20 protein-coding genes are annotated in these 24,777 nt (G+C 72.5%); 10 read left to right on the top strand and 10 right to left on the bottom strand.

The genetic code is table 11. From position 1 onward, the window contains the following. Nucleotides 1-17 precede the first annotated feature (17 nt). From phnE to FXF51_RS30845, 3 genes are read right to left on the bottom strand one after another with little or no spacing between them, the layout of a single operon-like run. Nucleotides 18-857, bottom strand: coding sequence for a phosphonate ABC transporter, permease protein PhnE (gene phnE / locus FXF51_RS30855; RefSeq protein ID WP_148438205.1), 840 nt, complete (start codon nucleotides 855-857; stop codon nucleotides 18-20). Further along, nucleotides 820-1,569: a phosphonate ABC transporter ATP-binding protein gene (gene phnC / locus FXF51_RS30850; RefSeq protein WP_148438204.1), complete on the bottom strand. Its 750-nt coding sequence runs from the start codon at nucleotides 1,567-1,569 to the stop codon at nucleotides 820-822. Before phnC ends, phnE begins: the two co-directional genes overlap by 38 nt. After that, nucleotides 1,566-2,432 (bottom strand): phosphate/phosphite/phosphonate ABC transporter substrate-binding protein, encoded by an 867-nt coding sequence (locus tag FXF51_RS30845; protein ID WP_148438203.1) that lies wholly within the window; start codon nucleotides 2,430-2,432, stop codon nucleotides 1,566-1,568. Before FXF51_RS30845 ends, phnC begins: the two co-directional genes overlap by 4 nt. A 145-nt stretch (nucleotides 2,433-2,577) precedes the next feature. Here FXF51_RS30845 and FXF51_RS30840 point away from each other — a divergent pair, with 145 nt between their 5' ends. Further along, nucleotides 2,578-3,321, top strand: coding sequence for a GntR family transcriptional regulator (locus tag FXF51_RS30840; protein ID WP_187414660.1), 744 nt, complete (start codon nucleotides 2,578-2,580; stop codon nucleotides 3,319-3,321). Here the strand turns inward: FXF51_RS30840 and FXF51_RS30835 are convergent. After that, a complete protein-coding gene (locus FXF51_RS30835; protein ID WP_148438201.1) occupies nucleotides 3,318-4,226 on the bottom strand; it encodes an MBL fold metallo-hydrolase in 909 nt (302 codons plus the stop codon). The two genes, FXF51_RS30840 and FXF51_RS30835, sit on opposite strands and share 4 nt — an antisense overlap. Nucleotides 4,227-4,396: 170 nt before the next feature. On the opposite strand from FXF51_RS30835, the gene FXF51_RS30830 reads away from it, so the two are divergent. The 3 genes from FXF51_RS30830 (at nucleotide 4,397) to FXF51_RS30820 (ending at nucleotide 11,600) form a co-directional block, all read left to right on the top strand. Next, nucleotides 4,397-8,215: a BTAD domain-containing putative transcriptional regulator gene (locus FXF51_RS30830; RefSeq protein WP_187414659.1), complete on the top strand. Its 3,819-nt coding sequence runs from the start codon at nucleotides 4,397-4,399 to the stop codon at nucleotides 8,213-8,215. A 10-nt stretch (nucleotides 8,216-8,225) separates the two neighbouring features. Beyond that, on the top strand, nucleotides 8,226-8,582 hold the full coding sequence (locus FXF51_RS30825; RefSeq protein ID WP_148438199.1) for a hypothetical protein: 357 nt from the start codon (nucleotides 8,226-8,228) through the stop codon (nucleotides 8,580-8,582). A 144-nt stretch (nucleotides 8,583-8,726) separates the two neighbouring features. Further along, nucleotides 8,727-11,600 (top strand): DUF11 domain-containing protein, encoded by a 2,874-nt coding sequence (locus tag FXF51_RS30820; RefSeq protein ID WP_148438198.1) that lies wholly within the window; start codon nucleotides 8,727-8,729, stop codon nucleotides 11,598-11,600. A gap of 27 nt (nucleotides 11,601-11,627) precedes the next feature. Here the strand turns inward: FXF51_RS30820 and FXF51_RS30815 are convergent, their stop codons facing one another. After that, entirely contained in the window at nucleotides 11,628-12,245 is a 618-nt protein-coding gene (locus FXF51_RS30815; RefSeq protein WP_148438197.1) for a GntR family transcriptional regulator, read from the bottom strand. Nucleotides 12,246-12,299: 54 nt separating this feature from the next. Here FXF51_RS30815 and aceE point away from each other — a divergent pair, with 54 nt between their 5' ends. Next, nucleotides 12,300-14,759 carry a pyruvate dehydrogenase (acetyl-transferring), homodimeric type gene (gene aceE / locus FXF51_RS30810; protein WP_148438196.1) on the top strand — a complete coding sequence of 820 codons (2,460 nt, stop codon included), beginning with the start codon at nucleotides 12,300-12,302 and terminating at the stop codon, nucleotides 14,757-14,759. Here aceE and FXF51_RS30805 read toward each other — a convergent pair whose 3' ends face one another. Next, nucleotides 14,760-15,197 (bottom strand): VOC family protein, encoded by a 438-nt coding sequence (locus FXF51_RS30805; RefSeq protein ID WP_148438195.1) that lies wholly within the window; start codon nucleotides 15,195-15,197, stop codon nucleotides 14,760-14,762. 1 nt (nucleotide 15,198) lies between these two features. Continuing rightward, nucleotides 15,199-15,762, bottom strand: coding sequence for a DinB family protein (locus FXF51_RS30800; RefSeq protein ID WP_148438194.1), 564 nt, complete (start codon nucleotides 15,760-15,762; stop codon nucleotides 15,199-15,201). A gap of 62 nt (nucleotides 15,763-15,824) precedes the next feature. Here FXF51_RS30800 and FXF51_RS30795 point away from each other — a divergent pair, with 62 nt between their 5' ends. Continuing rightward, entirely contained in the window at nucleotides 15,825-16,841 is a 1,017-nt protein-coding gene (locus FXF51_RS30795) for a helix-turn-helix transcriptional regulator (RefSeq protein ID WP_148438193.1), read from the top strand. Nucleotides 16,842-16,917: 76 nt separating this feature from the next. Then, the gene (locus FXF51_RS30790; protein ID WP_148438192.1) at nucleotides 16,918-18,567 is read left to right on the top strand and encodes a RecQ family ATP-dependent DNA helicase; all 1,650 of its coding nucleotides are present in this window, start codon (nucleotides 16,918-16,920) and stop codon (nucleotides 18,565-18,567) included. A 7-nt stretch (nucleotides 18,568-18,574) separates the two neighbouring features. Here the strand turns inward: FXF51_RS30790 and FXF51_RS30785 are convergent, their stop codons facing one another. The 3 genes from FXF51_RS30785 to FXF51_RS30775 all read right to left on the bottom strand — a co-directional run bounded on the left by FXF51_RS30785 (nucleotide 18,575) and on the right by FXF51_RS30775 (nucleotide 20,349). Next, on the bottom strand, nucleotides 18,575-19,021 hold the full coding sequence (locus FXF51_RS30785; protein ID WP_148438191.1) for an iron chaperone: 447 nt from the start codon (nucleotides 19,019-19,021) through the stop codon (nucleotides 18,575-18,577). A gap of 88 nt (nucleotides 19,022-19,109) precedes the next feature. Next, nucleotides 19,110-19,850, bottom strand: a complete 741-nt coding sequence (locus FXF51_RS30780; protein ID WP_148438190.1) for a hypothetical protein — start codon at nucleotides 19,848-19,850, stop codon at nucleotides 19,110-19,112. Beyond that, complete coding sequence (locus tag FXF51_RS30775; protein ID WP_148438189.1) at nucleotides 19,837-20,349, bottom strand: SigE family RNA polymerase sigma factor; 513 nt, start codon at nucleotides 20,347-20,349, stop codon at nucleotides 19,837-19,839. The genes FXF51_RS30780 and FXF51_RS30775 overlap by 14 nt, the downstream gene beginning before the upstream one ends. A 130-nt stretch (nucleotides 20,350-20,479) precedes the next feature. On the opposite strand from FXF51_RS30775, the gene FXF51_RS30770 reads away from it, so the two are divergent. From FXF51_RS30770 to FXF51_RS30760, 3 genes are all read left to right on the top strand, one after another. Continuing rightward, nucleotides 20,480-21,355, top strand: coding sequence for a hypothetical protein (locus tag FXF51_RS30770; RefSeq protein WP_148438188.1), 876 nt, complete (start codon nucleotides 20,480-20,482; stop codon nucleotides 21,353-21,355). Nucleotides 21,356-21,425: 70 nt separating this feature from the next. Continuing rightward, entirely contained in the window at nucleotides 21,426-22,502 is a 1,077-nt protein-coding gene (locus tag FXF51_RS30765; protein ID WP_187414658.1) for a serine hydrolase domain-containing protein, read from the top strand. Nucleotides 22,503-22,603: 101 nt separating this feature from the next. Further along, on the top strand, nucleotides 22,604-24,766 hold the full coding sequence (locus FXF51_RS30760) for a serine/threonine-protein kinase (RefSeq protein WP_148438187.1): 2,163 nt from the start codon (nucleotides 22,604-22,606) through the stop codon (nucleotides 24,764-24,766). The last annotated feature ends 11 nt before the right edge of the window (nucleotides 24,767-24,777 follow it).

The raw sequence follows: 24,777 nt of genomic DNA, 5'->3' as shown, positions 1-24,777 counted from the left end.
CGTGATTTCACGATATTTCAGGACAGGCGGGCGCGGAGGAAGGCGCTGAGCCGGTCGATGGCGGTCACCAGAACGACGATGCAGATGATGATCGCCAGCAGGTGGCCGAAGTCGTACAGCCGCATGGCCAGGGTCAGCTCCAGCCCGATGCCGCCCGCCCCGACCAGGCCGAGGATCGTGGCATGCCGGACGTTGCCCTCCCACAACATCAGCGTGTACGACGTGATCATGGGCATGGCCTGCGGCAACATGGCGAACACCACCGTCTGCGCACGCCCGGCGCCCACGGCCCGCATGGCCTCCACCGGCCCCGGGTCGATGGACTCGATGGCCTCGGCGAAGATCTTGGCCATGGTGCCGATCACGCCGATGGCCAGCGCCAGGATGCCGGCGAACGGCCCCAGCCCCACGGCCGTGACGAACATGAGCGCGAACACCAGCTCGGGGATCGAGCGCAGCACGTTCAGGACGAAGCGGCTGACCAGGTAGACGGGTCGCGGCGCGATGTTGCGGGCGGCGGTGAAGCTGAGCAGCAGCGAGGCGACGGCGCCCAGCAGCGTGCCGAGGATCGCCATCTGCAACGTCTCGACGAGCAGCGCGACGATCTTCCCGAGCTTGGCGAAGTCGGGCGGCCACAGGCGGGCCAGGAAGTCGGCGATGTCCGGGATGCCGCTGACCAGCCCGCCCAGGCTGAACTGGGCGCCCTGCGCCGACCACACCACGGCGGCGATCGCCACCACCAGCGCGGTGAACGTGCCGGCCGACGGGCGGCGCAGCGGCGAGGCCAGGCCGCGCAGCCCCTCGGGCAGTTCCCTCGTCTCAGGCCGCGGCGGGGCCGTACTCGTCGGCGTAGCCATAGGTCCTGAACACCTCCTCCTCGGTGAATTCGGCGGCGGACCCGTCGTAGACGACCCGCCCGTCGGCGACCGCGACGATCCGGTCGGCGAAGCGGCGGGCCAGCGCCACCACGTGGATGCTGCAGAGCACCGGGATGCCCTCCTGCTCGGCCAGCGCCTTCAGCTCGCCCAGCACGCCGGCGGCCAGCTTGGGGTCGAGGCTGGCCACCGGCTCGTCGGCCAGCACCAGCACCGGGTGCTGCATCAGCGCGCGAGCGATGGCGACGCGCTGCTGCTGCCCGCCGCTGAGCGTGCGGGCCCGCGCCCTGGCCTTGCCCTCCAGCCCGAACCTGGCCAGCAGGTGCAGCGCCTCCGTCCTGACGTCCCTGGGGAAGACGTGCAGGAGGCTCGCCAGCGAGGAGGTCCTGGCCAGGGCGCCGGTCAGCACATTCGTCAGCACCGAGCCGCGGCCGACCAGGTTGTGGTTCTGGAAGACGAAGCCGATCCGGCCGCGCAGCGCGCCCGCCGTGCACGGGTCCGCGCCCGCCACCCTGACCTCGCCCGAGGTCGGCCGCTGCAGGCCGTTCAGGCAGCGGAGCAGCGTCGACTTGCCCGAGCCGCTCGGCCCGACCAGGCAGACGAACTCGCCGGGCGCCACCTCCAGGTCGATCCCGTCCACGGCCCGCACCTCGCCGAAGCTGACCCGCAGCCCGCGCACGGAGACCGCCGTCATCTGATGTTCTCCAGCTTGATGCCCAGGTCGGTGACGACCTTCTTGGCGGCGGTCACCGCGGCCTCGTCGGGCTTGGCCGGCGCCGCCCCCAGCGTCCGCAGCATGGTGGGGTCGGTGGGCCAGGCGGCCGGCAGCTTGTCCTGGATGGCCTGCTTGACGGCCGGGTCGAGCTCCTTGCGGACCACGATCGTGGCGCCCATGACGACGGGCCCCGTCTCGGCCAGCACCCGCACCTCGGAGCCGTCGATCACGCCCTTCTCGACCATGGTCCGATAGCCGACGTAGTTCATGGCGCCCGCGTCGATCTTGCCGGAGTTCACGGCGGCGCCGACGGCGTCGTGGCTGCCCGCGTAGGTCACCTGGTAGTCGCGCTCGACCTCCAGCCCCGCCTCCTTCAGCTTCTGCCGGGGCATCAGGTTGCCCGTGGCGGAGGCCGGGTCGACCAGGGTGATCGTCTTGCCCTTGAGCTGCGCCAGCTCGGTGATCCCGCTGTCCTTCGGCGTCACGATCACCGAGGCCGGGTCCGTGCCGCCCTTGCTCGCCAGCAGCAGCTCGATGGGCGCCGTCTCCATGCCGATGACGGTCGCGAACGGGCTGAACAACGCCGCGTCCACGTGGCCGCCGCGCATCGCCTCCACGACGCCCATGTAGTCGGCGGTGCGCTGCACCTCGACCTGCAGTCCCGTCGCGTCGGCGAACAGTTTCTTGAGCGTCTCCGACAGTTGCAACTGCTCCGGACTGTCCTCGCCGGGCGGCAGCCCGATCGTCAGCTTCGCCGGCTCCGATCCTCCTGTGCCCGATCCGCAGGCGGCGAGCAGCACGCCCAGCGCGATGACGGCCGCCACCTTGCGCAGCAACCCCATGATCACTCCCAAGTCATCTACACCAATAGACGACCCGCAGTCTTCATTCGCGCTCTGAACTGGTCAGATGGAAAACATGAACGCACTACTAATAGACGGCGACAACGGGACGGAGACGCTTCATGCAGCCCGTAGGCTGGTCGCCATGGTGAGCCGGCACGCGACCAGCCCCCTCTACCGTCAGGTCGCCGAAGAACTCCAGGACCGCATCGGCAAAGGCGCCTACCGCCCCGGCGACCGGCTGCCGAGCGAGAACGACCTGAGCGCCGAGTTCGCCGTCAACCGGCTCACCGTGCGGCGGGCCATCCAGGAGCTGGTGCGGGCCGGAGAGCTGCACGTCAGGCAGGGCGCGGGCACGTTCATCGCGCCGCCGACGATGCGCTACGAGGTCACCATGGACAACCCGCGGCAACTGTCCACCGCCGAGGGCCTCCAGCGGGCCATCGACAAGATCGGCCGCGAGGTGGGCGAGGACCTCATCTCCGCCGCGCCGCACGAGGACGCCGACGCGCGCGAGGCGCTCGGCCTCGGTCGCGCCGGGCTGCTGCGGGTGGAGACCCTGCTCGTGGTGGACCGCGAGCGCTGGGCGGTGAGCAGCTCGTACCTGGAGGCCAGGCGCTTCCCCCGGCTGGCGGCGCGCTGGGGCTCCCACGGCGGCCTGTACGACGTGCTGCGCGAGGAGTACGGGGTCGGCCTGGTGTACTCCTGGCGCTCCTTCACCGCCGTGGCCGCCGACCCCGGCGACGCCGCCACCCTCGACGTGCCCCCCGGCAGCCCGCTGATGGTGCGCGAGGGGCTGAGCGTGGACGCCGACGGGCGGCCCACCGTGTTCGTACGGCGGCGCTGCCGGGGCGACCGGGTGAAGTTCGTCCTGCGCTACCAGGACTAGACCGTGGTCCGCAGCGGGCCCCCGTTGTAGGCGATCGCGTCCGCTGCGGCTGCCACTATGTCCACCTCGCCCTCCGTCGCGGCCCTGTGCAGGTTCAGCACCAGCCGCTCCGGATCCCCCCAGTCGGCGAACTCACCCAGGTCGGCCTGCCGCGCCGCCGCCAGCGGGCTGAGCCCCCTCGCCGCCTCCTTCTGCACGAACCGGAAGTACCGCTCCTGCTCGGCCAGCACGTACGGCAGCGCGCGAGCGTCCACCAGCGGCCCGTGACCCGGTACGACCAGCTCGGGCGCGAACGCCGCCAGCCAGTCCAGCGCCCGCAGCGACCCCTCCAGGGAGCCGCTGACCGCCAGCGGCGTGACGCCGTTGAAGAGCAGATCCCCCGCGAACAGCACCCGCTCCTCCGGCAGCCACGCCACGACGTCCCCCGCCGAGTGCGCTACGAAGCCGGGATGGCGCAGCTCCACGCGGCGATCACCCGTGTGCACCGCCACCTCCGACCTGAACACCACCGAAGGCGGCCGGCGCGACACGTTCCCCCAGTCGGGCACCGGCTCCCAGAACGGCGGAGCCCCGTCGATGATGATGTCCGCGAGGATGCCCTCGCGGGTGTTCTCGTGCCCGACGACCACCGTGTCCGCGGGCAGCAGGCTGTTGCCGTGCGTGTGGTCGCCGTGCTCGTGCGTGTTCACGGCCACGCGGATGGGCGCGCCGTGCGTACGGGTGGCGAGCTGCATCAGGAAGCGGCGGGTACGCCGCTCGCTGGCACAGGTGTCGATCACCACCGTGCCGCCGGAGCCGGTGACCGCGCCCGCGTTGTTGACCCACCAGGTCCAGTCCGGCTGGATCCAGGCGTAGACCCCCGGGGCGATCTCCTGCAGCACCGCGTCGTCGATCCCACTCATCATGCGTCCGGTCCTTTCTGGAGGGTGCGCCCCGATCATGCGGAGGCGAGGTTCAGTTCCGGTCGAGCCCCGGTAGATCGGTTCTGTGCGGAAATGCCTGGAAGTCGCGGAGCGGTGGAGGCACTATGCCTACGGGGGCCGTGGCTCGTTCGCTCGCGCGAGGGGAGACACGCATGGAGCTCCGCATACTCGGCCCGCTCGAGGCGCTGGCGGACGGCACGACGCTCGACCTCGGCGCCGCCAAGCAACAGGTCATCCTCGGCGTGCTGCTGCTGCACCCCAACCAGGTGGTGTCGGCCGGGCGGCTCGTGGACGAGGTGTGGGGCGAGTCGCCGCCGTCCAGCGCGCCGAAGATCGTCCAGGGGTACGTGTCCGGGCTGCGGCGCATCCTGGGCGGGGACGCCATCGTCACCCGAGGGGGCGGCTACCTGGCCGTGGTGCCCCCGGACACCCTCGACGCCGACCGCTTCGAACAGCTCGCCCGTGAAGGGCGGGCCGCCGATCCCGGGCGGGCGGCCGGGCTCTTCCGGCAGGCGCTGGCGCTGTGGCGGGGGGAGGCGCTGGCGGGGCTGGCGTTCCGGTCGTCCGCGGCAGGGGAGGTCGAGCGGCTGACCGAGCAGCGGATCGGGGCGGTGGAGGAGCTCATGGAGGCCGAGCTGGCGCTGGGGGGCGGGGCCGCGCTCGTGCCGGGGTTGCGGGAGCTCGTGGTCGCCCAGCCGTATCGGGAACGGCCTCGGGCGCAGCTCATGCTCGCCCTCTACCGGTCGGGGCGGCAGGCCGAGGCGCTGGCCGTCTACCGGGACACCCGGCGGTTGCTGGCGGAGGAGCTGGGGGTGGAGCCGGGGCCGGAGTTGCGGAGGATGGAGCGGCTGGTGCTGGCCCAGGCCGAGGAACTCGCCCCTGGCCACCCGACCGGCGCGCCGTTGGGCACGGGGCGGTCGGCGGCCGTGCGGGAGGGCGCCGCTGGACGTGCGGGCGCCTCGGATGCTGCCGCCGGGGAAACCAGCGCGCCCGACGCCACCAGGCGGCTCGTCACGGTCCTGGCCGCCACCCCCGCCAGCACCGCAGCCCTGGACCCTGAGCTGCTCCACCACGTGCTCGACACGCACACCCGCACCTGCGCCGACGTGGTCACCAGGCACGGCGGCAGCGTGCAGAGCCCGCCGGGCCGGCCGATGGCGGGCGTGTTCGGGCTGCGCGAGGTGCGCGAGGACGACGCGCCGCGCGCCGTCCGGGCCGCCGTCGAGCTGCGTGACGCGTTGCGCGCCTGGCAGGCGGAGGTGCGGCGCGACCACGGCGTCACCCTGCCGGTACGGCTCGGCGTCGAGTCCGGCGAGGCGTACGTGCCGGACGGCTCCCCGGCCACCGGGCACGTGTTCGACGCCGCGAGCCTGCTCCAGCAGGCGGCCCCCGACGGCGGCATCCTGCTGGGCGAGCGCGCCCGCAGCCTGGTCCGGACGATGGCCACGACGGAGCCGCACGACACGGTGGCCGGGGCGCCCGCGTGGCTGCTGTGCGGGCTGCGGGGGGATCCGCCGACGTTGCGGGAGTCGCCGGTGCCGTTCGTGGGGCGGCATCACGAGTTGCACCAGCTCAGGCAGGCGTTGCACGGGGTGGTGGCGGGGCGGGTCTGCCGGCTGGTGACGGTGCTCGGGCCGCCCGGTATCGGCAAGTCGCGGCTGACGGCTCGCCTGCTGGAGGAGGACACGGTTCCCGTGTCGGTGGCGATCGTGCGGTGCGCCTCGGACGGGACCGGGGCTGAGCTGCCGCAACTCGTCCGGCAGGTGCTGGCGAGCGGCCGGGACGAGCGACCTCCTTCGGGCGGTGAGGGGGAGCGGGTTCGGCGGATTCTGAGCTCGGCCGGGCAGCCCTCGCAGGCCGACGAGACGTTCTGGGCCGTGCGCAGGCTGCTGGAGCGCGCCGCCGCCAGGAGCCCGCTGATCGTCGTGATCGACGACGCCCAGAACGCGTCCCCCGAGCTGCTGGACCTGCTCGACTACCTGGTCGCCTGCTCCACGGGCGTGCCCATCCTGCTGCTGTGCCTGTCCCGCGAACGGCGGGCCGGGTGGCCGGATTGCGTGGTGCTGGGGCCGCTGGCGGAGCCGGAGGCGTACAAGCTGGCGGAGAACGCGGCGGCGGGCGCGCTGGACCAGCGCGCGCTCGGCGCGGTCGTGCGGGTGGCGGAGGGCAACCCGTTCTTCCTGGAGCAGCTCGTCGCGGCCAGGGAGGAGACGGGCACGGCCGCGCTGCCGATGACCGTGCAGGCGGTGCTCGCCGCCCGCATCGACCACCTCGACCCGGCGGAGCGGACCGTGCTCCAGTACGCCTCCGTGGAGGGAGCCACCTTCCACTGGGGCGCGGTCACGGCGCTGGTGCGGGGCAGGGCGGCAGGGGACAGGGCCGCGGAGGACAGGGCTGTGGGGGACAGGGCGGCAGGGGACAGAGCCGCGGGGGACAGGGCGGCGGGGGACAGGGGCGCGGGGGACGGTGGGGCGGCGCTCATGTCGCTCGTGCGCAAGAACCTGGTCAGGGCCGACACCCCCGAGTTCGCCGACGAGGACGCCTTCCGCTTCTCGCACGCCCTCATCGGCGAGGTCGCCTACGACAGCCTGCCCAAACGAACCCGCGCCGACCTGCACGAACGGGTCGCGGGCTGGCTGGTGGGCAAGCCCGGGGCGCAGCCGGCCGCCATCGGGCACCACCTGGAGTCGTGCGTGCGCCTGCGCGGCGAGCTGGGCCTGTCCGGCGAGCGGGAGCGCGTGCTGGCCCGGGAGGCCGCCACGCACCTGGCCGCCGCCGCGCCCGCCGCGCTGCTGCGCGGGGACGTGACGGCGGGCGCCCGGCTGTGGCGGCGCGCGGTCGCGCTCGTGCCGCGCGACGATCCAGGACGTGCCGCGCTGCTGCCCAGGCTGGGTGCGGCGTTGTACGAGGCGGGCCGGTTCGAGGACGCGCACGAGGTGCTGGCCGAGGCGATCTCGCTGGGCGAGCCCCGGGTGGCGGCGCTGGCCGAGGTGGAACGGGAGCGCGTCCGCCTCCAGGCGGGCACCGGCTGGTCGCTGGCCGACGCGCGGCGGGTGTCCGACCGGGCGTTGCGCGTGTTGCGCGGCGACGACCGCGGCCTGTGCAGGGCGTGGTGCCTGCGCGCGTCCATCGACTGGACGGAGGGGCGGGCCGCGGCGGCGGACGAGTCGTGGCGGCACGCGGAACGGCACGCCGCGCGCGCTGGCGACGACCGCGAGCTGTACGAGATCCTCGGCTGGCGGGCGTCGGCGGCGGCGTTCGGCCCCATGCCGGTGGCCACGGCGCTCGACCTGTGCGAGGCCAGCCGGGCCAGGGTCGCGGCCAGCCCGGCGGCGATGGCCGTCATCCTGCATCCGGTCGGCCTGCTGCTGGCCATGCGGGGCGAGTTCGGCCGGGCCCGCGAGAGCCTGCGCGAGGCCGACGAGATCCTCGGCGAGCTGGGCCGGCTGCAGTCGGCCGTCTCGCACCACGAGGCCATGATCGAGCTGCTGGCGGGCCGGCCGGCGGAGGCCGAGTCGCTGCTGCGGGCCGGCTACGAGCGCCTGTCGGAGATGGGCGAGCGGACGCTGCTCGCGACCACGGCGGCGATGCTGGCCCGCGCGCTGCACCAGCGCGGCAAGGACGCGGAGGCCGAGCAGGCCTGCCAGGTCAGCGCCCGCAACGCCGGCGACGAGGACCTGCCGACGCAGGTCATGTGGCGCGGGGTCCAGGCGAACATCCTGGCCGCCAGGGGCGCCGCCGGGGCCGTGGACATGGCCCGCGAGGCCGTACGGCTGGCCCAGCGCACCGACCTGTCCCCGATCATCGCGGACGCCCTGTTCGATCTCGCAGTGGTCCTGTACGCCTCGGGCGCGCACGAGCAGGCTTGTATCGAGGCCCGCAGAAGCAGGGCACTGCACGAGCGCAAGGGGAACGCCGTGTCGGCGGGACACGTGCGTGCCTGGCTCGCGGCACGATCACCAAGCGAATGAGAGCCATCACATGTCTCTGTCCCAAATAATCAAGGTCCTGGTCTCGGAGGACGAGGTGACGGTCGTCGGCAAGCACACGCCGTCGCCGGAGCACGAGGGCAGCCCGGTGCACTACTACTACGTGGTCAGCAAGGACGGCGCGGCGCTGACCCGCGGCGACGTCGACACGGTCTTCCCGCGCAGCACGCCCCCCGACCCGGCCCCCGAGACCTCCTGGGTCGCGCCGGCCAAGCCCCGCCCGCAGGAGCTCAAGGAGGGCATGACCGTGCTCGCCACCGCCCTCGGCGTCATCGAGACCGAGAGCCCGCCCGGCTTCCACACCCTCCTGTGGAGCCAGGAGCTGCCGGTCACCGCCATGGAGGACTGACGGAGCGAGATTTCGCGACGGGGGCGGGGGTGCGGGTGCCGAACCTGGCGGCAGTTCCGCCCGCGAGGTGAGTAATGCCCTACTCATGTGCCCGTGAGGGGAGGCAGGCGAGTCTGGTCGCTCGATCCGACGAGGGGAGCGGATGTGCGAACGCGGCTGGCTCGGCTGCTGACCGTCGTGTTACTGGCGGTGGCGGGCATGGCGTACGGAGGCGCGGTCCCGGCGCAGGCGGATGCGGTGGAGGTCACCGTCACCCTGTACCGGGTGCAGGAGCTGTCGTGCGACGAGGGTGACTTCGAGGCGTGCGGCAACGACTACTACCCGAAATTCAAGATCGGCTCCAACGAGCTGTACGACGGCAAGGACGACTTCTGCTGTGCCCACGGCGGGGACTTCACGACCAACTGGGTGCACAAGGCGACGGTCGACACCAGCCAGAACCCCGTCGACATCCACCTGGAGTTATGGGACCAGGACGACTGGAGCGGCGACGACGTCATCCACTGGGCGACGACGGGCGACTACCTGGATCTCAAGTTCGACCTGTTCACCTGCGTGTTCACCGGCGGCGGGCTGAGCGTCCAGCAGGGCGCGAACCTGCCGACGCTGGCGGGGCAGAGCGAGACGACCGGCGCCGACACGGCCAGGGGCTACTTCACGATCAGCACGCCCGACTGCGTCGAGAAGGTCAACGAGACCGACAGCGACGGCGACGGCATCATGAACGGCTGGGAGACGCCCAACGGGGGCCTCGACGTCAACAACGACAAGAAGATCGATCTGGCGCTGGGGCAGGCGCCGTTCAACGCGCTGCCGTACAGGAAGGACCTGTTCGTCGAGGCGGACTTCATGGAGGGCTTCAAGCCGGTGGACGGCGCCCTCCAGGAGGTGGTCGACGCGTTCGCCGCCGCCCCCGTGGACCCGTCGCCCGGCGGCTTCCGTGGTGTGAATTTGCACGCCGCGGTGGACGAGCAGGTCCCGCACATCGGGGCCGTCAACTTCAGGAGCGAGCCCGACGGCGACCGGAACGACTTCTACGACATCAAGCGCGGCAACCCGCGCGGCCCCTGCACGGGCTTCTTCGGCACGCGCGCCGACCGCGCGGACGCCAACTGCGAGCACATACTGAACGCCAGGCGCCAGGTCTTCCGGTACGCGCTGTTCGCCGACACGTTCACGGAGAACACCAGCTCGTCGGGCAGCGCCGAGTGGGCGGAGGCCGGCCCCCAGGGCGGCAACGACTTCATCGTCACGATGGGCGCGCTGAGCGACACGACGTTCGAGCGCGCGGGCGGCAGGAAGAAGGCCGAGGCCGCGACGTTCATGCACGAGCTGGGGCACACGCTCAGCCTGGGCCACGGCGGCGACGACGCCACCAACTGCAAGCCCAACTACCTCAGCGTGATGAACTACAACTTCCAGCTCCCGATCAGGGACTCCGCGCGCCCGCTCGACTTCTCCAGCGCGCACGAGGGCACCGCCCTCACCACGCCGCTGGACGAGGCGCACCTCGACGAGAACAGGGGTGTCCACGGCAACCCGCGCCCTGAGCGCAACATCGTCTTCGGCCGCAACGGCAAGCTGGAGCTGGCGCCCGCCACCGACGGCCGCATCGACTGGAACGGCGCGAACGGCGACAAGGAGCCCGACGTCGCCGCCGACATCAACGACATCGACTCCATCAAGGCCTGCCAGGACCCCAGCCCCGGCGAGGTGCTCGACGGCTTCGACGACTGGGCCAACATCCAGTACAACCCCCGGCTGTTCAGCGGCTCCTTCGCCGACGGCACCGGCCGGGAGGTCGTGGAGGAGATGACGGCGCAGACGATCCTGGACATGTCCCAGAAGGCAGACCTGAAGGTCGCCAAGTCGGCCGACAAGGAGGAGGCCGCGGGCGGCGACACCGTCGGCTACACGGTGCCCGTGACCAACCTCGGCCCCGGCCCGGCCAAGGAGATCGCGCTCACCGACACGCTGCCCGACGGGACCAGGGTGCGGCGCCCGCTGCCCGACCTGGCAAGCGGCGCGACGGACACGCAGACGTTCGCGTACGAGGTGCCGTGCGACACGGCGGACGGCACGGTGCTCACCAACACCGTCGCGGTCGAGGGCAAGGACGCCGACGGCGTGGCGGACCCGTACAAGAGCGACAACACCGCCACGGCCGCCACCACGGTGCGCGCGCCCGTGCTGACGGCCGGGCTGACGGCCACGGCTTCGGTGAACGCGGGCGAGGCGATCACGTACACGATCAAGTACGCCAACACCGGCGGCGGCCCCGCCTCCGCCGTCACGATCACCGCCGTCCTGCCCGCGGGCGTCCACTACAACCAGGCGCTCGACAAGGGCGCGGGCCCCAGGCCCGGCGCGGTGACGCTGAACGCCGACGGCACCAGGACGCTGACCTGGAACGCCGGCGACCTGCCCGCCAAGTCGGGGGAGCGGAGCATCGTCCTGACGGCGCGGCCGACGTTGCTGGCCACGGCGGGCACGACGTACGCGGCGAGCGTGTCGGCCGGGTTCAAGAACGCCGGGCAGGCGTGCGCGTTCGACCCGGTCACCGCGACGGCGAGCACCTCGGTCACGGAGGTCAGGCCGACCAGGAACCCGGTGCTGCCGGCGGTGTGGGCGCTGCGGCCCGACCTGCGGACCGCCGAGATCCTGGCGCGGGTGCAGGCGACCGACACCCGGTTCGACGGGGCCGACGGCTCCGCCGCCGACGGGGCGCTGTCGCAGCGGGAGGCGTCGGCCACGCTGACCCTGCCGGTGGTGCAGCCGCGCACGTTGCGGGCGGAGTTGCTGGCGGCGGCGCTCAACCTGGGCACGCGGCGGATCAACGCGGGCACCGCCGTCGACACGCTCACCACTCGCGCCCTGGGGTTGAGCACGGTGGGTGACGCGGTCCGGTACGCGCAGGCGACCCTGGCCGAGCCGCCGACCGCGGCGAACCTGCTGCGCTACACGAAGACCACGCTGGTTCTCACCGAGATCAACTCAGGGCTGGCGGAGCGCTACTGAGGAGGCTGCCTGAGCGCCACCCGGCCTTCAGAGGTGAGGGCCGGGTTCGGCGTAGGCGAGGACGTGGTCGCGGAGCATGACGCCCGCCCCGGGGTCGTCACGCTCGAACGCCGCCAGGAGCGGCTCGTGATCGGCGGCGTTGTCCAGGGCGTCCGTCCGCAGCAGGCGGATCGACAGGTGCGTCCACACCTCGACGCCGAGCGACTCCCACACCGACAGCAGCACCTCGTTGCCCGCCGCCCTGACGATCTCGCGGTGGAAGGCGACGCCGTGGCGCACCTGGTCGGACACGGAGCCGCCGGCCGCCTCGTGCAGGCGCTCCAGGTGAGCGCGCAGGGCCGCGACGGGCGGGCGGCGCAGCCGTACGGCGGTCTCCTCCAGCCCGGCCCGCACCACGTAGACCTCGCGCAGATCGGCGTGGGTGAGCCGGCGCACGCGCGCACCCTTGTTGGGGGAGAACTCGATCAGGCGCAGCGCCGCCAGCTCGCGCAGCGCCTCGCGCACCGGGGCCTGGCTGACGCCCGCCTCGGCCGCGACCTGCCGCTCGACGATGCGATCGCCCGGCCCCCACCGGCCGTTGATGAGGCCGTCGAGGAGGGCCTGGCGGATCTGTTCGCGGAGCGGCGTACGCACGACGGGTTGCACATGTCACAGACTACAGAACATCGGATGATCGATCATAGGGTGTTTAATGGAGTCATGGAGAAAGACCTGGACCCGCAGGAGACCGCCGAGTGGCTGGAGTCGCTCGAAGCGGTGCGGCGGTCGGCCGGCTCCGAACGGGCCGACTACCTGTTGAGAAGGCTCGCCACGAGCAGCCGTCCGATCAACACGGTCCCCACGGCCGAGGAGCCGCCCTACCCGGGTGACCTGGCCCTGGAGGAGCGCATCTCGGCATACGACCGCTGGAACGCGGCCGTCATGATCACCCGGGGCAGCAAGTACGGCCTGGGCGGTCACCTGGCCACCTACGCCTCGGCCGCCTGGCTGTACGAGGTCGGCTTCAACCACTTCTTCAACGGCGAGCACGACCAGATCTACTTCCAGGGTCACGCCTCGCCGGGCATCTACGCGCGCGCCTTCCTGGAGGGCAGGCTGAGCGAGGCGCAGCTCGACCTGTTCAGGCGCGAGCCGGAGGGCGGCCTGCCGTCGTACCCGCATCCGCGCAGCATGCCGGACTTCTGGCAGTTCCCCACGGTGTCCATGGGGCTGGGCCCGCTCAACGCCGTCTACCAGGCGAGGTTCAACCGCTACCTGCACGACCGCGGCATCAAGGACACCTCGCGCAGCCACGTGTGGGCCTTCCTCGGCGACGGCGAGATGGACGAGCCCGAGTCCACGGCCGCCCTCACCCTGGCCGCCCGCGAGGGGCTCGACAACCTCACCTTCGTGATCAACTGCAACCTCCAGCGGCTCGACGGGCCGGTGCGCGGCAACACCAGCATCGTGCAGGAGCTGGAGAGCGTCTTCAGGGGCGCGGGCTGGCACGTCGTCAAGGCGCTGTGGGGCCACGAGTGGGACGGGCTGCTCGGCTCCGACGAGCTGGTGGCGCGGCTGGCGCAGGTGCCCGACGGGCAGTTCCAGACGTTCGCCGCCTCCACGGGCGGCTACATCAGGGAGCGCCTGTTCCAGGGGCTGGACGTGCCGTACTCGGACGAGGAGCTGCGGCGCGTCGTGGGCGGGTCGCGCGCGGGCCACGAGCCGCGCAAGGTGTACGCCGCCTACCGCAGGGCGCTGGCCAACAAGGGCGCGCCCACGGTCGTCCTCGTGCAGACCGTCAAGGGCTGGATGCTCGGGTCGGGCATCGAGGCGCGCAACGCCAACCACCAGATGAAGAAGCTCACCCAGGACGAGTTCCGCGTGCTGCGCGACCGGCTGGGCCTGCCGGTGCCGGACGAGGCGCTGGAGGGCGAGCTGCCGCCGTACGCGCACCCGGGCCCCGACTCCCCCGAGGCCCGTTACGCGGCAGAACGGCGCGCCGCCCTGGGCGGTGCGGTGCCCCGGCGCACGGTCGCCGCCGAGCCGCTGCCCGAGCCGGGCGAGCGCGCGTTCCGCGCGCTGGAGAAGGGCTCGACGCAGCCGGTGGCCACCACCATGGCGCTGGTCCGGCTGGTCAAGGACCTGATGAAGGACCCGGAGACCGGGCGCAGATGGGTGCCGATCGTGCCCGACGAGGCCAGGACGTTCGGCATGGAGTCGCTGTTCCCCACGGCCAAGATCTACTCACCGCTGGGGCAGCGCTACGAGTCGGTGGACAGGGAGCTGCTGCTGGCCTACAAGGAGGCCACCGACGGGCAGCTCCTCATCGAGGGCATCACCGAGGCGGGCTCGATGGCCTCCTTCGCCGCCGCCGCGTCCAGCTACGCCACGCACGGCGAGCCGATGATCCCGTTCTACATCTTCTACGCGATGTTCGGCTTCCAGCGGACCGGCGACCAGATGTGGGCGCTGGCCGACCAGCTCGGCCGCGGCTTCCTCGTCGGGGCCACCGCCGGCCGCACCACGATGACCGGCGAGGGCCTCCAGCACGCCGACGGCCACTCCCAGTTGCTGGCCTCCGCCAACCCGGCCTGCGTCGCCTACGACCCCGCCTTCGCGTACGAGGTGGGCACGATCGTCCGCGACGGCCTGCGGCGCATGTACGGCACGACCCCCGAGGACGTGTTCTACTACCTGACCGTCTACAACGAGCCGCTCCCGCAGCCCGCCATGCCGGAAGGCGTGGAGGAGGGCATCCTGCGCGGCATCTACCGCTACAAGGAGGGCGGCGGCCAGGCCAACCTGCTGGCCAGCGGCACCGCCATCCACTGGGCGCTGGAGGCGCAGCGGATGCTCCAGGAGGACTACGGGCTGGGCGTGGACGTGTGGTCCGTCACCTCATGGAGCGAGCTGCGCCGCGACGCCATGACCTCCTCCGGCGTGCCGTACATCCGGCAGGCGCTGGCCGGGGCCCAGGGCCCGGTGATCGCGGTCAGCGACTGGATGCGCGCCGTCCCCGACCAGATCCGCCCGTGGATCGACCAGCCGTGGACGTCGCTCGGCACCGACGGGTTCGGGCTGTCGGGCACCCGCGAGTCCGTACGCAGGCACTTCGGCGTGGACCCCCGCTCGATCGCCGACGCCGTCTTCAAGGCCGTCGAGGAGCAGGCCAGGCACTGATCAGTCGAGGCAGAACTCGTTGCCCTCCGGGTCGGCCATCACGATGTGGCCGAAGTGCATCGGCGGGGCCGGGTCCTGCCGGTGCAGGCGGGTGGCGCCGTGGGAGACGAGCCGGTCGGCCTCCGACTCCAGGGCCGCCATCCGCGCCTCGCCCGACAGGCCGGGGGCGGCCCGCAGGTCGAGGTGCACGCGGTTCTTGGCCTGCTTGCCCTCGGGCACCCGCTGGAAGAACAGCCGCGGCCCCGAGCCGCCGGGGTCGACCACCGCCGAGGCGTCGTTGCGGCGCTCCGGCGGCACGCCCCAGGCGTCCAGGGCCTGCTCCCACGACTCGAACCCCGGGGGCGGGCCGTCCAGCCGGTAGCGCAGGGCCTCGGCCCAGAACGCGGCCAGCTTCGCCGGGTCGCCGCAGTCGAAGGTGATCTGTACGTCGCGGGCCATGTCAGCTCGCCTCCCGTCGGGTGTGCAGGTAGAGGTCGCGCAGCAGGCAGACCTCGGCCAGGTGGTGGATCAGCTCGCGGTTGATGTGCAGCACCAGCGCCGCCATCGGGTGCTCGTCGTACGGCTCCTCGGCCTTGCCGCACGGGCGGGTGAGGCCGTCCTCGCCGAGCGACTCGACCCCGGCCAGCCAGGCGGCGTACTCCGTGTCGAGCTGGGCGAGCGCCTCGGCCGCCGTCGCGGCGTACGCGAAGGACTCGTAGTCGACGGGCTCGCGGCCGAAGTGGGAGGCGTTGCGCATGGCGAGCACGCCGACGATGACGTGCCCGAGCCGCCAGGAGATGGTCGTGATCGGCGCGGGGTCGGGCGGCGGAAACGCGAAGTCGATGGTCATCGCGCCGGATCCGGCCTGCACGGGCGCGGTCCCGGTGCCTCGCGGTCGTACGTTCCAGGAGCCCGGCGCGGGCTCCCAGAAGTACTCCTCGTCGGTGAGGCCGTCGAGACGCCGGCGCAACTGGTTGGTCCAGTGCCAGTCGATCTGGTCGCGGAGCAGTGCGTTCGTGGTCATGCTCGAAGCATGCCCCCGATAGCGGACAGGTTCGGTCCGCGTTCTGTGGAACCATGAGCCGCATGACCGCAGAAGGAACGACCGAGCGGGTGCTGCGGCTGCTCTCGCTGCTGCAGCGCCGGCTGTCGTGGACCGCCACCGAGCTGGCCGACGAGCTGGGCGTCACCGACCGCTCGGTGCGCCGCGACGTGGAGCGGCTGCGGGCGCTCGGCTACCCCGTGCACGCGACGGCGGGCGTCGGCGGCGGCTACCAGCTCGGCGCGGGCACCCGGCTGCCGCCGCTGCTCCTCGACGACGAGGAGGCGATCGCGACGGCGGTGTCCCTGCGGCTGGCGTCGGGGGGCACGGTCGCGGGGGCGGGCGAGGCGGCGCTGCGCGCGCTCGCCAAGCTCGACCAGGTGATGCCGCCCCGGCTGCGGGCCGAGGTGCGGGCGGTGCACGGCGCCACCGAGACGCTGATCGGCCCCGGCGTGGAGATCGACGCCGAGCTGCTGGTGACGCTCGCGCGGGCCTGCCGCGACGCCGTTCGGGTGCGGTTCCTCTACACGTCGGCGCGCGCCGGTGCGGGGCGCGCCGGTGACGGTGGCGCGGGGGACGGCGGTGCGGGGCGTGGTGGCGCGGAGCGTGAGCGTACGGTCGAGCCGGTGCGGATGGTGGCCACCAGCCGCCGCTGGTACCTCATGGCGTACGACGTGGACCGCGACGACTGGCGTACCTTCCGGCTCGACCGGATGCGCGACGTGACCGCCACGACCTGGCGTTTCCAGCCGAGGGAGCATCCCGACCCGGTCGCGTTCGTGCAGCGGGGCGTGGCCGAGGCGCCGTACCGGCATCTGGCCCGCGTGCGGCTGCGAGCCCGGCCCGAGCAGGTGCGGGAGCTGGTGCCGCCGCAGGTGGGGCGGGTGGAGGAGGATCGCGACGGGTGGTGCGTGCTGGTCTCCGGCGGTGACAACCTGGATGCGATCGCCGTGCACGTGGCCTGGCTGGGGTTCGAGGCGGAGGTGCTGGAGCCGCCGGAGCTGCGGGAGAGCGCCGCCCGGCTGGCCCGCCGCCTCGCCGCGATGGCCCAGATCGAGTGACAGGGCCTGGATGACGAGCGCATGCCGTCCGCGAACGTGGGTACTGGCGGCCCACCGGGAGTGAAGGATGGGTGGCATGGGTTTATGGACGGGGTTGCGGGGACGATTCGGCCGGCGCGGACGGCGGCTGCGGGCCACGGCCAGGCAGCGCTTCGGCTGGCAGGAACTGCGTCCTGGCCAGCAGGAGGCGATGGAGCACCTGCTGCGCGGCAGGGACGTGCTGCTCGTCATGCCGACCGGCGGCGGCAAGTCGGCGGTCTACCAGGTGCCCGCCCTGCTGCTCGACGGCCCCGCGATCGTCGTCTCGCCGCTCATCGCGCTCCAGCGTGACCAGGTGACGAGCCTGCTCAAGGCGGACGCGGGCGGCGCGGTGGCGGTCAACTCGACGTCCTCGGTGGAGGCCGGGCTGGAGAAGGTGACGGCGGGGGACGCGGCGTTCGTGTTCCTGTCGCCGGAGCAGCTCGCCAAGCCCGACGTCGTCGAGCGGCTCGCGAAGGCGAGGCCGTCCCTCATCGCGATCGACGAGGCTCACTGCGTCTCGTCGTGGGGCCACGACTTCCGGCCCGACTACCTGCGGCTCGGGAAGGTCATCGAACGCCTGGGGCACCCGCCGGTGGTGGCGCTGACCGCGACCGCCGCGCCGAACGTCCGCGAGGAGATCGTCCGCTCGCTCGGGCTGAACAGGCCCGTGGAGATCGTCAGGGGCTTCGACCGGCCGAACATCTCCCTGGAGGTGCGGCGCTTCGCCCGCGCGGAGGACAAGAGCCAGGCCCTGGTCGAGTACGCCGCCACCCGCGACGGGCTCGGCCTCGTCTACGTCGCCACCCGCAGGGAGACCGAGGAGTACGCGGCGGCGCTGGCCGGCAGGGGACGCCGGGCCGAGCCGTACCACGGGGGCATGCGCGCGACCGAGCGCACCCGCGTGCACGAGCTGTTCACCGCGGGAGAGGTGGACACCGTGGTGGCGACGTCGGCGTTCGGCATGGGCATCGACCGGCCGGACGTGCGATACGTGCTGCACGCCGCGCCGCCCGAGTCGCCCGACGCGTACTACCAGGAGATCGGCAGGGCGGGCCGGGATGGCGAGCCGGCCTCGGCCGTGCTGTTCTACCGGCAGGAGGACCTGGGCCTGCGCCGCTTCTTCACCGGCGGCAGGGCCGACGGGGAGGCGCTGCTGCGCGTGGCGACGCTGGTGCGCGAGCACGCGGGCACGGTGCCCGCCGGCGAGCTGGCCGCGCTGCTCAAGATCAAGCCTTCACACCTGGCGAGACTGGTCAACCTGCTGGAGCAGGCGGGCGCGCTTGCCGTGACCGAGGCCGGCGACCTGCGTTACGCCGACGCCGGGCTGACGGCGGAGCGGGCCGCCGCGCGGGCGGCCGAGCTGGACGAGACGCGGCGCCGCGTCGACGACTCGCGCATCGACATGATGCGCGGCTACGCGGAGACCAGCGGCTGCCGTCGCCGGTTCCTGCTCGCCTACTTCGGCGAGCCGTACGCCCCCGCCACCTGCGGCGCGTGCGACACCTGCGCGAGCGGCCGGGCCCCTGAGCCGGTGCCCGAGCCCGGCCGCGGGGAGTTCCCCGTGCAGGCGAAGGTGACGCACAAGTTGTGGGGGCCGGGGACGGTGATGAGCCGGGAGCACGACAGGATCACCGTGCTGTTCGACTCGGTGGGTTACAAGACGCTGTCGCTGGCCGTGGTGGAGGACGTCCTGCGCCACGGGTAGCCGGGCCTCAGCTCGCCGCCTGCTTCACCAGCGAGGCGATCCGCGCCTCGGCGTCGGGGGTCAGGTCCGTCAGCGCGTACGCGGTCGCCCACATGGCGCCCTCGTCCAGGTTCGCGGCGTCGTTGAAGCCGAGCGTCGCGTACCTGGTCTTGAACTTGGCGGCGGGCTGGAAGAAGCAGACCAGCTTGCCGTTCCTGGAGTAGGCGGGCTGGCCGTACCAGAGCCGCGGCGTCAGCTCGGGCGCGTTCTCCTTGACGATCGCGTGGATGCGCTCGGCCATGATCCGGTCCGGCTCGGCGAACTCGGCGATCTTGGCGAGCACGTCCTGCTCCCCGTCGGCCTTGGTGGCCTTCGAGCCGCGGCGCGCGGCCTTCTTCAGCTCCTGAGCGTGCTCCTTCATCGCGGCCCGCTCGTCATCGGAGAAACCGTCGAAGGTGGCCTTGTTGTCTGCCATTGGGGTGTTCCTCCCGTGTGTTTCCTCTTGGGTAGATCTCATGTTAGGGAGGCGACCCCGGCGCGGGCTTCTTGAAACCTGATCGGTTCTACAAGGTCGAGCTGAGGCCCTCCCCTATCTTCTTCAGCTCGGTCGTGACGGCGTCGGCGCCGGAGAACTCCTTGGCGTACACGGGGCTGAACATGATCTCGGCCCACTGCCTGTCGTTCAGCTTGAGGAAGAGGGTCGGGGTGCCCGCCATGCCGTCCTCGCCGACGTTCGCCACGACCTGGTAGCCGCTGCGCCCGCCGACGGTGACGTCCTGGCCCTCCTCCTCTTCGCGGTGGCTGCGGATCCGGTCTTCGATGTCCGGCATGGCCTGGTCCTCGTACATGAAGATCTGGACGCGGTAGCTGCCCTTCTCGTCGCCCTTGTAGAAGTACGAGGTCGTGTAGCTGTCGCCGTTGTCCACCGACCATTCGCCCCACACCAGCCGCTTGGGCAGGTAACCCACCCTGACGTGGCCGAACGCCCTGCCGTCGCCGAGGTCCCCGAGGTTCTCCGGCTCCGTCCGCGCGGGCGGGATGTCGTCGATGGCGGGCGGCTCCGGCACCGCGGAGGTGGTGGCCCGCTCGGTGGCCGGGCCCGCCGAGCCGCCACTGAGGTAGGCCACGGGCGCGCCGATGATGATCACGGAGGCGGCCACGCAGGCGGTCATCGCCGCCGCCTTGGCCCTGCGCCTTCTGCCCCTGTCGGCGCGGACCACCCGCTCCAGCAGGTCCGGCGCGGCGCGCAGCCGTGCGGTCTCGTCCGTCATGAGCCGCCGGATCTCGTCCTCAAGCGTGGGCATTCCTGATCGCTCCTTCCACTGTGTCCCGGCCGAGCGCCGTGCGGAGCTTGGCCACCGCCTTCGACGCCTGGCTCTTGACCGTGCCGACCGAGCAGCCGAGCACCTCGGCCGTCTGCGTCTCGCTGAGGTCCTCCCAGTACCTCAGCACGACCACCGCGCGCTGCCTGGGCGGCAGCCCGCGCAGCGCCTCCATGAGCACGTGCTGCAGGTCGGGGTCGCCCGCGGGGGCCGGCGTCTCCGGCGGGCTGTGCGTGGGGACGATCTTGAGGATGGCCCGGCGGCGGGCCCGGCTGATGGCCGCGTTCACGATGACGCGGCGCACATAGGGCTCCGGGTTGTCGTGGCTGACCCGGTCCCACTTCCTGTAGGTGCGTTCGAGCGCCGTCTGCAGCAGGTCCTCGGCCTCCACCTGGTCGCCACAGGCGAGGTAGGCCACCCGCAGCAGGCTCGTGGCACGCGCGGCCACGAAGGCGCCGAAGTCGTGCTCCGAGCCGCTCATGGCTGTCTGTCCGATTTCACGCCTCCTAATACGCCCTGCCGCGCTCAACCGTTGCCCGCCCGGGCGAATCGATGTTCAGGGCAACCCCCCGGGCGGCCCAGGCGTATGGATGGTCGTGAGTCGACAACCTATGAGCAAGCTGATCTCTCTCGGCACCGGGCTGGCCCTGGGAGCCACCATCCTGAGCGCGCCGCCCGCCGCCGCGGCGGCTCCCCCCGAGGGCGCCTACTGGCACACCAGGTCGCTGACCGCCCAGCCCCACCAGTGGCGGTTCGGCACCAAGGCGGACTCCTACGCGCTGATGCAGCACGACGTGTCGGAGAGGTGGACCACACCCGAAGGCAAGGCCTGGTTCGGCTACCGCGAGCTGGGGGCGGTGCCCGCGACCGCCGCCGACAAGCAGGCGTGGCAGCGCGACGGCTCGCCCGCCAAGTGGAGCAAGTCGATCGACGGCAAGGTCGTGAAGCTGTCCACCCAACCGGCGAAGGGCCACGTGGGCCCCGTGCGCCAGCGACGCGACCAGTTCTATTTCGCGGGGCAGTGGCTGACCTACGACGAGGTGCAGCGCCTGCCGGCCGACCCCGACCGGCTCAAGGACTGGGTCACGAGGGCGGGCCAGGTCTTCCAGATCTCCGACGGGGCCATGGCGGGCTGGCTCACCGCGAACTTCGCGGAGCTCCTGCACGCCGTCCCCGCGCCGAAGGAGGTCCGCGCGGCGGCGTACCAGGGGCTGCTGAGCAGGCCGGGCGCCCGCGCGGGCGGCACCGCGAAGGACGCCCTGGGCAGGACCGGCGCCGTCCTGGTGATCGAGAGCTCGAACGGGACGGGGAAGAAGGCGAGCACGTCCAGGCAGTCGCTGATCGTCGACACGGGCAGGATGGTGCTGCTGTCGCGGAGCCAGGCGCTCACGGTCGGCGGCGAGCCGTTCCCGGCGAAGTCGCCCGTCGAGACCCTGGTCGAGGTCGGCTGGACCAACTCTCCGCCCGTCGTTCCCGCCCTGCCCTGAGGTTTTCCACAGCAGGAGTGGGCGGAGCACCGCATTCTGCGGCGCGGCCGATCTCCCTAGCGTTGATCACATGATGCAGACGATGATGAACGTGCTGGTGGCGGCGGCTGTGGCGACCGGCGGCGGCGCCGTGGACGTGCGGGCCGACATGGAGAAGATCGTGGCGGGCGACGGGGCCACGGCCGCCCTGGCCCGCGTCTCCGACGGCCACCGCACCTGGTCGGGCGCCGTAGGGGTGCGCGACGTCGAGCGCGGCGGACGGCCGTCGCCGAACGGGTACTTCCGGATCGGCAGCGTCACCAAGACCTTCGTCGCCACCGTGGTGCTCCAGCTCGTGGACGAGGGCGAGCTGGCGCTCGACGACCCCATCGAGCGGCACCTGCCCGGCCTGGTGCCCGGCGGCTCCGGCATCACGGTCCGGGAGCTGCTCAACCACCAGAGCCACCTCTACGACTACATGAGCGAGCCCGGCTACTCCACCAACCGCTGGCGGGGCGACGCGCGGTTCCGCTCGTACCGGCCGGAGGAGCTGCTCAAGGTGGCCTTCGCCAAGCAGCTCCCCGACGACGGGAAGTGGCACTACTCCAACACCAACTACGTGGTGCTCGGGCTGCTGGTGGAGAAGCTGACCGGTAAGCCGTACGGCGAGGAGGTGCGGCGCCGCGTCCTGCGGCCGCTCAAGCTGCGGCACACCGTGGTGCCGGGCGACCGGGCCGGGCTGCCGTCGCCGCACGCCAAGGGGTACGAGCCGCTGCCCGAGCTGGTGGACGCCACCAGGATGAACCCGTCGCTGGACTGGGCGGCGGGCGAGATGATCTCCACCGCGGCCGACCTGGAGACGTTCATGACGGCGCTGCTCGGCGGCAAGCTGATCAGCGAGAAGTCGCTGCGGGAGATGCGCACGACGGTCGCGACGGGCGCCGGCTTCGACTACGGGCTCGGCCTCCAGGCCTACCGGCTGCCGTGCGGCACGGCGTGGGGGCACAGCGGGGAGCTGATCGGGTACCAGACGTACGCGTTCAGGACGGACACCGGCAAGTCGCTGACCCTGTCGCTCAACCCCTCGACCCGCAACCCGACCACGCCGGAGGTCATGGGGATCGCCGTCAAGGCGCTCTGCGGCACGTCTCCCGGCGAGAAGGGGTAGCTCGCGGAGAGCGGCAGGAGAGTAGGCTTTTAGCGCTGTATGTCGTGCATACCGTCCGTAAGCCATCATTCTGCTGAGCATCCTTCTCAGGGAAGGTACGTGTGCCCAGTTTCAGCCCTCTGCGGCCGGCCGACCCGAGCCAAGTAGGTCCATACCGGCTGACGGGCTACCTGGGCGCGGGCGGCCAGGGCACCGTGTACGTCGGAGAGTCCCCCGAGGGCCAGACCGTCGCGATCAAGGTGCTGCACGCCCGGCTGTCGGAGGAACCGCAGGCCCGCGAGCGGTTCCTCCAGGAGATCGCCGCGACCCGGCAGGTGCGGCAGTTCTGCACCGCCCGGGTCCTGGACGCCGACACCAGCGGCGACCAGCCGTACGTGGTCAGCCAGTACGTCGAGGGCATCTCGCTGAGCAGGCTCATCGCGGCGCAGGGCGTGCGCGACCCCGACGCGCTGGAGCGGCTGGCGGTCGCCACCGTCACCGCGCTGGTCGCCATCCACCAGGCCGGCATCGTGCACCGCGACTTCAAGCCCAGCAACGTCGTCTGCGGCCCCGACGGGCCCAGGGTGATCGACTTCGGGCTGGCGCGCGCCCTCGACTCCACGGTCGCCGAGAGCAGCGAGATCCTCGGCACGCCCGCCTACATGGCGCCGGAGCAGTTCAGCGCAGGCGTGGTGACGGCGGCGTCCGACATGTTCAGCTGGGCCGCAACGATGGCGTACGCGGCGAGCGGGCGCCCGCCGTTCGGCAACGACAGCATCCCCGCGCTCTTCCAGCGCATACTCAACGAGGAGCCGGATCTCAGCGGGCTGACCGAGCCGGTGCGTTCGCTGGTGGTGGCGTGCCTGGACAAGAACCCCGCGGCCCGGCCGTCGGCGACCGACGTGCTGTTCACGCTGCTCGGCCACGGCGTGCCCGCCGCGGCTCGGGAGACGTCCGGCCAGGAGGCGCTGTTCCCGACACCGTGGCAGGAGGGCGGCGGGGGCGCGTCCAGGACGGGTGCGCCGTCCACTGCGGGCTCCGCGTTCTCGGCAGGCTTCCCGGCCCCGGCGGGCTTTCCGTCCCCGGCGGGGTCGCCGTCCCGGCCCGTCCTGCCGCCGCAGCCGGGCCCGCCGTCGTTGTCCGGCCCCGCCTCGCTCTCCGGCCCGCCGTTCGTCCCGGGCGGGGCGCCACGCCCCGGCACGGGGCCGGTCTCGGCGACGGAGTCGCTGGCAGGCGCGCCCGCCCGCACCGGTCTCAGGCCGCGGCGCACGCTGGTCGTCGCGTCGCTCGGGCTGGTGGTCGCCGGGGTCGTCGCCACGGGCGCCTACTTCGCGCTGTCCACGCCTGCGACGCCCAAGCTCGTGACGCGGCAGGCCGTCGTCACCGGGCCGACGACGCCCGTGGTCCAGCCCGAGGTGACCAGGACCCTCGCCCCGACCCCCGCCTACGCCGTCGCCTACAGCCCCGACGGCAAGACGTTCGTCACCGGCGGCGCCGAGGGCAAGGTGCAGATCTGGGACGCCGCCACCCGCCGCGCCACCACCACGCTCGAAGGCCACACCAAGGGCGTGCACGCGGTGGCGTTCAGCCCTGACGGCAAGACGCTCGCCACGGGCAGCGACGACGGGACCATCCGGCTGTGGAGCCTGCCGTCGGGAGAGGGCAAGGGCACGCTCACCGGCCACACCGGAGGCGTCGGGTCGGTGGCGTTCAGCCCCGACGGCAAGACCCTGGCCAGCGCCAGCCGCGACAAGACCGTGCGCCTGTGGAACGCCGAGACCGGCGACGGCACCGCGCTGCTCAACGGCCACACCGACTGGGTGGACTCGGTGGCGTTCAGCCCCGACGGCGAGACGCTCGCCACGGGCAGCCACGACCGCACCGTGCGGCTGTGGCACCCGGCGACCGGCGAGGCCGCCGCCGTGCTCACCGGGCACCGCTACTGGGTCTTCTCCGTGGCCTTCAGCCCCGACGGCAAGACCCTGGCCAGCGCGAGCGCCGACCGTACCGTCCGGCTGTGGGACGTCGCCGCCCGCAAGGCGCGCACCGTGCTCGCCGGGCACCGCGGGTGGGCCACCGCGCTCGCCTTCAGCCCGGACGGCCGGATGCTCGCCAGCGGCGGCTACGACCGCAAGGTGCGGCTGTGGGAGGTGGCGAGCGGGCGCGGCACCGGCGAGCTGGACGGGCCGGGCGACTGGATCTACTCGGTGGCGTTCAGCCGCGACGGCGCGACCGTCACCGGGGTCGCCGGTGACGCCACGCTGCGGGTGTGGGGCACGCGCTAGGGCGCGCCCGT

The sequence above is a fragment of the Nonomuraea sp. PA05 genome (assembly GCF_008086045.1).
In the GTDB taxonomy this organism is placed as follows: Bacteria; Actinomycetota; Actinomycetes; order Streptosporangiales; family Streptosporangiaceae; genus Nonomuraea; species Nonomuraea monospora.
The sequence above is the reverse complement of the archived record's forward strand: the minus strand, read 5'-3'. Positions and strand labels throughout refer to the sequence as shown.

Excerpts from the sequence above, each read along its gene's own strand:
- phnE (WP_148438205.1), bottom strand. The coding sequence starts at position 857 with ATGGCTACGCCGACGAGTACGGCCCCGCCGCGGCCTGAGACGAGGGAA.
- phnC (WP_148438204.1), bottom strand. The coding sequence starts at position 1,569 with ATGACGGCGGTCTCCGTGCGCGGGCTGCGGGTCAGCTTCGGCGAGGTG.
- FXF51_RS30845 (WP_148438203.1), bottom strand. The coding sequence starts at position 2,432 with ATGGGGTTGCTGCGCAAGGTGGCGGCCGTCATCGCGCTGGGCGTGCTG.
- FXF51_RS30840 (WP_187414660.1), top strand. The coding sequence starts at position 2,578 with ATGGTGAGCCGGCACGCGACCAGCCCCCTCTACCGTCAGGTCGCCGAA.
- FXF51_RS30835 (WP_148438201.1), bottom strand. The coding sequence starts at position 4,226 with ATGATGAGTGGGATCGACGACGCGGTGCTGCAGGAGATCGCCCCGGGG.
- FXF51_RS30830 (WP_187414659.1), top strand. The coding sequence starts at position 4,397 with ATGGAGCTCCGCATACTCGGCCCGCTCGAGGCGCTGGCGGACGGCACG.
- FXF51_RS30825 (WP_148438199.1), top strand. The coding sequence starts at position 8,226 with ATGTCTCTGTCCCAAATAATCAAGGTCCTGGTCTCGGAGGACGAGGTG.
- aceE (WP_148438196.1), top strand. The coding sequence starts at position 12,300 with ATGGAGAAAGACCTGGACCCGCAGGAGACCGCCGAGTGGCTGGAGTCG.
- FXF51_RS30805 (WP_148438195.1), bottom strand. The coding sequence starts at position 15,197 with ATGGCCCGCGACGTACAGATCACCTTCGACTGCGGCGACCCGGCGAAG.
- FXF51_RS30800 (WP_148438194.1), bottom strand. The coding sequence starts at position 15,762 with ATGACCACGAACGCACTGCTCCGCGACCAGATCGACTGGCACTGGACC.
- FXF51_RS30795 (WP_148438193.1), top strand. The coding sequence starts at position 15,825 with ATGACCGCAGAAGGAACGACCGAGCGGGTGCTGCGGCTGCTCTCGCTG.
- FXF51_RS30790 (WP_148438192.1), top strand. The coding sequence starts at position 16,918 with ATGGGTTTATGGACGGGGTTGCGGGGACGATTCGGCCGGCGCGGACGG.
- FXF51_RS30785 (WP_148438191.1), bottom strand. The coding sequence starts at position 19,021 with ATGGCAGACAACAAGGCCACCTTCGACGGTTTCTCCGATGACGAGCGG.
- FXF51_RS30780 (WP_148438190.1), bottom strand. The coding sequence starts at position 19,850 with ATGCCCACGCTTGAGGACGAGATCCGGCGGCTCATGACGGACGAGACC.
- FXF51_RS30775 (WP_148438189.1), bottom strand. The coding sequence starts at position 20,349 with ATGAGCGGCTCGGAGCACGACTTCGGCGCCTTCGTGGCCGCGCGTGCC.
- FXF51_RS30770 (WP_148438188.1), top strand. The coding sequence starts at position 20,480 with ATGAGCAAGCTGATCTCTCTCGGCACCGGGCTGGCCCTGGGAGCCACC.
- FXF51_RS30765 (WP_187414658.1), top strand. The coding sequence starts at position 21,426 with ATGATGCAGACGATGATGAACGTGCTGGTGGCGGCGGCTGTGGCGACC.